Source organism: Streptomyces sp. CNT360 (genome assembly GCF_000424785.1).
On the sequence record NZ_AUKO01000043.1, the window covers coordinates 1 to 7,296 of the forward strand.

At 73.1% G+C, this 7,296-nt stretch carries 10 protein-coding genes; 3 read left to right on the top strand and 7 right to left on the bottom strand.

The annotated features are described in order from the left end of the window. On the bottom strand, positions 1 to 286 hold a 286-nt coding region (locus H297_RS38440; protein WP_199787261.1), incomplete at its 3' end, for a transposase. On the opposite strand from H297_RS38440, the gene H297_RS38445 reads away from it, so the two are divergent. After that, a complete protein-coding gene (locus tag H297_RS38445; protein WP_158693746.1) occupies positions 277 to 1,557 on the top strand; it encodes an MFS transporter in 1,281 nt (426 codons plus the stop codon). The genes H297_RS38440 and H297_RS38445 overlap by 10 nt on opposite strands. A gap of 166 nt (positions 1,558 to 1,723) precedes the next feature. Here H297_RS38445 and H297_RS0125685 read toward each other — a convergent pair whose 3' ends face one another. After that, on the bottom strand, positions 1,724 to 2,929 hold the full coding sequence (locus tag H297_RS0125685) for an MFS transporter (RefSeq protein ID WP_486589666.1): 1,206 nt from the start codon (positions 2,927 to 2,929) through the stop codon (positions 1,724 to 1,726). 71 nt (positions 2,930 to 3,000) lie between these two features. On the opposite strand from H297_RS0125685, the gene H297_RS0125690 reads away from it, so the two are divergent. Continuing rightward, positions 3,001 to 3,810: an AraC family transcriptional regulator gene (locus H297_RS0125690; protein WP_027739387.1), complete on the top strand. Its 810-nt coding sequence runs from the start codon at positions 3,001 to 3,003 to the stop codon at positions 3,808 to 3,810. Positions 3,811 to 3,855: 45 nt separating this feature from the next. On the opposite strand, the gene H297_RS38450 is transcribed toward H297_RS0125690, so the two are convergent. Further along, entirely contained in the window at positions 3,856 to 4,494 is a 639-nt protein-coding gene (locus H297_RS38450; RefSeq protein ID WP_078514612.1) for a UbiD family decarboxylase domain-containing protein, read from the bottom strand. Between H297_RS38450 and H297_RS38455 the strand changes: the two genes are divergently transcribed. Then, positions 4,483 to 5,124, top strand: a complete 642-nt coding sequence (locus tag H297_RS38455; protein WP_486589667.1) for a CobW family GTP-binding protein — start codon at positions 4,483 to 4,485, stop codon at positions 5,122 to 5,124. The genes H297_RS38450 and H297_RS38455 overlap by 12 nt on opposite strands. Positions 5,125 to 5,171: 47 nt before the next feature. Here the strand turns inward: H297_RS38455 and H297_RS0125705 are convergent, their stop codons facing one another. From H297_RS0125705 to H297_RS0125720, 4 genes are all read right to left on the bottom strand, one after another. Next, positions 5,172 to 5,396 carry a hypothetical protein gene (locus H297_RS0125705; protein WP_027739388.1) on the bottom strand — a complete coding sequence of 75 codons (225 nt, stop codon included), beginning with the start codon at positions 5,394 to 5,396 and terminating at the stop codon, positions 5,172 to 5,174. 102 nt (positions 5,397 to 5,498) lie between these two features. Beyond that, positions 5,499 to 6,206, bottom strand: a complete 708-nt coding sequence (locus tag H297_RS0125710) for an SDR family oxidoreductase (RefSeq protein WP_027739389.1) — start codon at positions 6,204 to 6,206, stop codon at positions 5,499 to 5,501. 137 nt (positions 6,207 to 6,343) lie between these two features. Further along, entirely contained in the window at positions 6,344 to 6,835 is a 492-nt protein-coding gene (locus H297_RS0125715) for an FBP domain-containing protein (protein ID WP_027739390.1), read from the bottom strand. 152 nt (positions 6,836 to 6,987) lie between these two features. Next, the coding region (locus H297_RS0125720) for a transglycosylase SLT domain-containing protein (protein ID WP_027739391.1) at positions 6,988 to 7,296 on the bottom strand (309 nt) is incomplete at its 5' end.

The following is a 7,296-nucleotide window of genomic DNA, read 5'->3' on the forward strand; positions in this document are numbered from 1 at the left end:
CCCAGGCCGTCGGGGTGATCAGCGGCAGCATGCGCTCTGCGATCCGCCGCTGCACCGGCACCGGGTCCCAGGTGGACTGGTTCACGAACTGCTGCAGGTTCTGTTCGTTGCCGTCCGGCAGCCGCGAGGCCATGGCCTGGACCGACTTGCGGCGGCCCTCCAGCATCAGTCCCCGCAGGTAGCAGTCGCCTTTGACTCGCTGGTCCTTGCGTGGCACCGAGGCGAACACATCAGCCACGTATAGCGCCAAACTCGCCCGGACACGGTCCACTTCATGTGTGTCCATCCACCCACCATGCCCGGGAACAGGCCGAACTGACAGACCTAACGGAGTCCTACTACACGCTGGCCGTCGCCGGATTCCTGATGCTCGGCGGGCGGCTCGCCGACCTGTACGGCACCCGCGTGGTGCTGGTCGGCGGGCTGGCCGCCTTCACGCTCGGCAACCTGGGGGCCGCGATGGCGACGGGACCCGGAGCGCTGATCGGAACGCGCGCCTTCCAAGGGATCGGCGGCGCACTGCTGTTGCCGGCGACCCTCACCGTCGTCCACCACACCTACGACGATCCGGCGCGGCGCACCCGCGTGCTGGGCCTGTGGAGCATGGTCGGGGCCGTCGGCGCGGCTGCCGGGACCGTGGCGGGCGGGTTCCTGACCGATGCGCTCGGCTGGCGGTCGGTCTTCTGGGTCAAGGTGCCGCTCGGGATCGCGCTGGCCCTGCTGGGACTGCTCGTGCTGACGCGCCCCGCCGCGGACCCACCGTCCCGCCGCCGCCTCGATGTCACCGGTGCCGCGCTGGTGACCCTCGCACTCACGGCCCTCGTCTACGGCGTCGTCGCCGTCCGCGACCCCGCTACGCGCACCGGGGCCCGAGCGGCACTGGCGGCGGCTGCCGTGCTGCTGGGCCTGTTCCTGCTCCACCAGGCGCGCTGGGCGAGGGAACCCCTCGTGCCTCTGCGGCTGTTCACCCACCGCTCCGTCAGCAGCGCGAACACCGTGGTCTTCTGCCTGGGCGTGGCCTACCTCGCCAGCCCGGTCCTGCTCGCACTCTATCTGCAGCAGGTCCTGCACTACAGCGCGAGCCGCGCCGGGTTCGGTTTCCTGCCCTGCGCCGTCAGCGTGATGGCCGGCGCGCATCTGGCCGGCCGCGTCACCCCACGCTGGGGCGCCCGCCGTACCACGGTGTGGGGCACGGCGGTGGCGGGGGCCGGGTTCCTGCTGTTGGCCGCCCGGGGAGCGCACGCGTCCTTCTGGCCGGACATCGTGGTGCCCACGCTGGTGTTCGGGCTCGGCGCCGGACTCTCCTTCACGCCGATCACCGTCTGCGCCACCAGCGGCGTGGACCCCTCGCTCACCGGTCTCGCCTCGGGGCTGCTCAACACCACCCGGCAGGTGGCGACCGCACTCGGCGTCGCCGTCCTGTCCACCCTCGCCGAGGTGCGCGGCGGCGCGGAAGGCTACACCCTGGCCTTCGCCGTCAGCGGTCTGGTGGTGCTCGCCGGTACGGTGACCGCGGCAGCGTGGATGCCGGGCCCCCGTCCGCACCCTGCTTCATGACACGCCGTCGGGCGCCCCGAGGAAGCCGGTGCGGTGTGCGCGGCGGACGAGGCGCGCCGCGCACACCGCGGCGCACCACCCCGGCCGCGCCCGCGCGCGGAGCCCCCGCGGGGCAGCGCGCCACCGGACAGGGCGCTCCCCGGTACGGGGCGGACGGCAGGGGTCTTCATCCGGCCGGCTGCTCCCTGCGGTGGGGCAGCAGCCCGACCAGCAGCCCCGCGGCGGCCGAGCCGGCGCCCAGGGCGGCGACGGCGGGCCAGCCCCCGGCCGACCAGGTCAGGGAGCCGGCCAGCGAACCGGTCGCGATGCCGAGGAACCGGCAGGTGAAGTAGCAGGTGTTGAGCCGGTTGTGCTGGTGGTCGGGGAGCGAGAACAGCACGGTCTGGCTGACGGTCTGGTTGCCCCAGACGCCGACGTCCAGGAGGACCACCCCGGCGAGCAGCCACCACAGGGAGGTGCCGCCGGGCAGCAGCACCAGCCAGCCGGCGATCACCACCAGGGTGAGAGCGGCCGGTCCGCGGCGGCCGTACCGGTCGGCGATCCGTCCCGCCCACGGCGAGGCGAGAGCGCTGGCGGCCGCGACCAGCCCGAACAGGCCGATCCGGGTGCTGTCGTAGTGGTAGTCCCGGGCCAGCAGGAACGTCAGCGTCGTCCAGAAAGCGCCGAAGGCCACGCCGACCAGGGCCCCCGACCAGATCACCCGGGCGACCAGCGGCCGCGCGGCCAGCTTCGGCAGGGAGGCGAGTCCCGCACGGTAGGCGCGCGGCGTGGCCTGCGCCGTCGGTGGTGCGGACGCCGGATCCGGTGGCAGGCACCAGCGCAGCACCGCCGCCACCAGGAGCGTGAGAGCGCACGAGACGGCGTACACGCCGCGCCAGCCGGCCAGTTCGGCCAGCGCGCCCGCGTACGCGCGGGAGGCGAGGATGCCGACCAGCAGACCGGCCTGCACGGTGCCGACCACCCGCCCCGTCCCGGACCGCCGTCCCGCCGGACCCGCGCTGAGCGCCACCGCAAGCGGTGTGACCAGCTGCGGTACGGGTGAGAGGAGGCCGACGGCGAACCCGGCCACGGCCAGGAACCAGGCCGTCGGTGCCACGGCGCAGGCCGACAGGGCCAGGCCCGAGCAGACGGTCAGGACCAGGATCAGCCGGCGCCGGTCGTGGCTGTCCCCGGCAGGCACCAGCAGCAGGATGCCCGCCGCGTAACCGAGCTGGGTGGCAGTCGGTACGGCACCCAGCAGGCCGGGGTCCGCGTGCACGGAGGCGGCGATCTTCTCCAGCAGGGGCTGGCTGAGGTAGACGTTCGAGGCGGTGACCGCGCTGGTCAGGGCCAGGACGGGCACATGGAGACGAGAGCGACGGAAGGGGAACACGGCACTCGACGCTATGCGGGCGCCGCGTGGCAGACTTTCGCCGTACAGCCAGTCACTGTCGAGAGTGCGCCATGTTCGGAAAGAGTGAGGACCGGGACGACTACCAGGACGTCCCCCGCCCGGTGGCGGCGATGGCCCGCGACCTGCTCGACGGCCACCACATCCCTCCGCACCGGCACCGCCGCGCACAGCTGATCTACGGCACCACCGGCGCCATCACGGTCGGTACCCCGCTCGGCACCTGGGTCGTCCCCGCCAGCCGGGCCGCCTGGGTGCCCTCGGGCCTCACCCACGAGATGACCTGCGCGGGCCGCGTCGCCATGCGGACCCTCTACCTCACCCCCGACGCCGCCACCGGGCTCCCCGCGGTCCCCACCATCGTGTCGGTCCCCCCGCTGCTGCGGGAGCTGATCGACGAGGCGACGCGGCTGCCGGTGGAGTACGACACCGAGGGGCGCGACGGCCTCGTCATGCGGCTCCTGCTCCGCGAACTCGCCCCGCGCCCCGTCCCGGCGCTGCACCTTCCGGCCCCCGACTGCCCCCGCCTGCGGAACCTGTGCACACGCATCCGCCGCGCACCGGAGGAACTGTGGACGGCCCGCCAGGCGGCAGCCGTCGCCCACATGAGCCCCCGCACGCTCCAGCGCCGGTTCGCCTCGGCCACCGGCATGAGCCTGGGCCACTGGGTGCGCCAGGCCAAGCTCGCCCACGCGGTGGCGCTGCTGGCCAAGGGCACCCCCGTCACCGCCGTCGCCCTCCGTGTCGGCTACGCCACCCCCAGCGCCTTCACCGCCATGTTCCGCCGGGCCCTGGGCACCTCACCCACCCTCTACTTCACCCGCGACGACCTCCCCCCGAACCCCGGGACGCCCGACCTCTGAGACGCCCCCTCTCCGAGAGCTCCACTCCCGGCCGGACGGCACCGGCTACCCGTGGCCGTCCAGCACACGCCGCGCGACACGCAGGCTCTCGGCCGCGACCTCGATGCGTACGCCGTCGAAGTCCGGGCCGCGGGTGGCGTCCAGGGCCATCCGGGAGGTGGCGCCCTCCGCGGTGGACGACGGGTCCAGAGGGCTGCCGGGCAGCCCGTCCACCACGAACACGTCCCGGTGCGGCTGGAGATGCGCGGCCGGCGCCCACAGCACGTCCGCGTCGCGGGTGACGTCCACGTCCTCGTCGACCGCCACCAACGTCTTCAGATACGGGTCCCAGCCCAGCAGGCCGAGCATCACCTGGCGCGCCTGCCCGGGACGGGTGCGGCGCAGGGCCACGTAGGCGTGGAAGTGGGTGCCCGAGGTCGGGTAGTGCAGGCGGACGACCTCCGGGAAGCGCGCGGCGAGCTTCTGCGCCATCTCCGCCTCACGCGGGATGCGGGCCAGGTTGAGATGGTCGGCGGTGTTGCCGCCCACGATGTCCAGCAGCAGCGGATCGTGGCGGCCCAGCACCGTCTCGACCCGCAGCACGTTGTGCGTGGAGCGGCTGGAGGAGTAACCGGAGAACTCGCCGAACGGCCCCTCGTCCGCGCGCTCCTCCGGATCGATCCTGCCTCGTCGGTGTCCCGGCAGACGTGGATGCGGCGGCGCGGTGCGCCCGGCCGTGCCCGCGCACACCGCCCGCACGGGTCCCCGGCCCCGGCCCCGGCCCGCTCCCGCGCCGACCGGATCGTCGTCAACAAGACCGACCTGGTGAACGGTGCCGCACTCGACACGCTCCTCGGGCGGCTCCGCGGCCTCGACGCCACGGCCGGGCTGACGACGTCCTGCCGCGCGGAGGTGGACCTCGACGGCATCCTCGGTGTCGGCGCCTTCGACCACGACCGCGGCGCCCGCGCCGACCAGCGCTGGCTCACCGAGGACGACGACCGTCACTGGCACGTCCCCGGTATCGGCTCGGTCAGCGTGGAGGTGCCCGGTGCCCTGGACCGCGCCGCGCTCGAATCCTGGCTGGGCGACCTGACGCGGGAGCGCGGCGCCGACCTCTACCGCCTCCAGGGGATCCTGGCGCTCGCCGGTGAGGACCACCGCTGGGTGCTGCAAGGAGCGCACCGGCTGCGCGAGCTGCGGCCCGGCGCCCCGTGGGGTGCGGCAGAGCCACGGCGCAGCCGCGCGGTGTTCATCGGGCGCGGGCTGGAGGACGCCGCACTGGCCGCCGGGCTGCGAGGCTGCACCGCCGCGGCCGGGGCCGCGCGCCCGTAGGCGAGCCGCAACCCCGGGGCCGACGGCGGCGGTTCAGATGCCGCGTCTCAACGGCCGTACTGCTGGGCCTGCTCGCCCAGGGTGCGCAGGTGCTTCTCCGGCTGGGAGGTGAGGGTGCCGAGACCGAGCTGGTCCGACAGGCCGCCCGCTGCGGCGGGGGCGGATCCGCCCGGCGCCGTGCTGTCGGCCGCCGACGCCTGAGCTGCCCCGGCGAGGGCGAGCAACGAGGCCGCGGCCGCCAGCGCTCCCACGGTCACCGCACGTGTACGCATTGGAGTTTCCTTCCGTCTTGCACAACAGGACACGTGCACAACGAAGTCGGGCGGCCTCGGACACGTAGGCGGTGCCCCGTGGCGGTCGGGCCCCGCGGGGGTTCACACCGGTTGCCCCACCGGCCGGATGGTGAGGGTGTTGACGTCCACACCGGCCGGCTGTTCCAGCGCCCAGACGATGCCGTCGGCGACGGCGTCCGCCGGAAGCAGGGGGCTGTCAGGGGCGCCGCCCAACGGGTCCCAGAAGGGTGTTTCCACCCGCCCGGGCCCGACCAGGGTGACCCCCACACCGTCCTCGGTCACCAGCCTGCGGGTGTTCTCGGCCAGTCCGGTGACGGCCCACTTGGTCGCGCCGTACACGTTCCCCGGGGTGTTGACGTGACCGGCGACGCTGCCCACCAGCACGATGCGTCCCCGGGTCTCCTTCAGCGCGGACAGTGCCGCACGGACGAGGAGTGCGGGTCCGAGCACGTTCGTCAGCACCATCTGGCGCCAGACGGCCGGGTCGCCGTCGGCCACGGTGTCCGGGCTGCCGATACCGGCGTTGGCGACGACGGCGTCCAGCCGTCCGAATTCCCGCACCGTCGCCTCGACGGCGCCGCGCACGGCCTCCCAGTCGCCCGCGTCCGCGACACGGGCCAGCAGCCCCGGTGGCGCACCGAGGTCCTCGACGCGGCGGTGCAGCCGCGCCTCGTCCCGGCCCGTGACCGTGACGCGGTGACCGCGGTCCAGCAGCTTGCGGGCAGTCGCCGCACCGATCCCTGTGCTGCCTCCCGTGATCAGAGTGACGGGGGCCTGAGCTGCGCTCATGAGGTGGTTCCCTTCCGGTGCCGGGGGTGTCTGTGCGGGAACTCCACCACTTGGAGCGCGCTCGAAGTCAAGTCTTCGCAGGGCGTGTTGTGCCTATGGTGCCTGTCCCCTGCCGTACCGGGCCGAGACGTCGGCCTTCACGGCGCCACCTGATCGAGGAAGACCGCAAGGTTCGCCGTCATCCGCCGGATCTTGTCCTCGACCGTGAGCGACTCGTGGACCCTCGCACCGACGCCCGGGTCCTTCTTTCCCCTGACGTACAGCGAGCAGGCGAGGTCGCTGCACAGGTAGGTGCCCACCGTGTTGCCCTGCTGCCCCGCTTTCCCTGCCTTTGGCGCGACCATCAGGGAGACGCCACCGGTGTGCGGCGTCAGGCAGACCGAGCACATGCTGCTGCGCCTCTGCCACGAGGCGGCGGGAGGGCAGCGCAGAGCGACGGCCCGCGGGCGGTCGTCGACCTCGGTGACGAGGTAGGCGCGGCCGTGGGCCTGCGGGTCCCGCCAGCCGAGGTAGTCCAGATCCGGCCAGGGACGCTCGGCCAGATCCCGCGGCATCCCCAGGCGCTTCGCCTCTCCCTTCGTGCAGTTCACGAAGGCGGCGCGTATCTCTTTCTCCGACAACTCTCTCATGAGATCGAGGGTAAATTGCCTAATAGGTTTAGGCAAAACATTAAAAGAGGCTGGGATACGACGGGAGCGGGTGGGAGGTGTGTGCCTCCCACCCGCTCGGGTGTCTCATGCGTGCTGCTGCTGTTGTGGTGGTGGTGGCCCTGTCCCGGGGGTCAGTAGGCGGAGTCGACCTGGTCCATGGAGCCGTAGCGGTCGGCGGCGTAGTTGCAGGCGGCGACGATGTTGGCGACGGGGTCGGTGAGCTTATCGGCGGTGCCCTTGACGTGGTACTGGTCGAAGGTGGGCTGGATCACCTGGAGCAGTCCGCGTGAGGGGGTGCCCTTCTGGGCGTTGACGTCCCAGCCGTTGACCGCGTCGGGGTCACCGGCCGACTCGCGGATGACGTTGCGCTTGATGCCGTCGTAGGAGCCGGGGATGCCGTTCTTCTTCATGATCGCGCGGGCCTCACGGATCCACCCGTC